Below are 393 nucleotides of genomic sequence, written 5' to 3'. Positions count from 1 at the left end.
TCATCGACGATATAATAATCAAACTTAAATGCCATGCTTAAACCAAAGCCTAAACGCGATCGCATACCAGATGAGTAAGTTTTAATCGGCATATCAAAGTACTTACCGAGCTCGGCAAATTCTTCAACAAACTCAATTTTCTCTTTCAGTTCTTCTTGCTTCGCGTATAACCGCGCAACAAATTTTACGTTCTCGCGTCCAGTTAAACTTCCCTGAAATCCACCGGCGAGGCCGACTGGCCATGATATTGTTTTATTGGTGATGATCTTTCCACTGTCGGGGCGGTCAATACCACCAATCATTCTTAGCAACGTTGATTTACCCGCACCGTTGCGACCAATAAAGGCAACGCTTTTTCCTGAAGGGATTTCGAGGTTTAAATCCTTAAACACA

General features: G+C 42.5%; 1 protein-coding gene. It reads right to left on the bottom strand.

The window, feature by feature from the left end; all coding sequences use genetic code 11:
* Positions 1-393, bottom strand: a 393-nt coding sequence (locus tag FN960_RS23550) for an ABC transporter ATP-binding protein (RefSeq protein WP_143850771.1), incomplete at both ends; no start/stop codon positions are given.

Source organism: Alkalicoccobacillus porphyridii (genome assembly GCF_007293315.1).
GTDB classification, from domain to species: Bacteria; Bacillota; Bacilli; order Bacillales; family Bacillaceae_D; genus Alkalicoccobacillus; species Alkalicoccobacillus porphyridii.
Note: the sequence above shows the minus strand (reverse complement) of the source record. Positions and strands in the feature narration are given on the sequence as shown.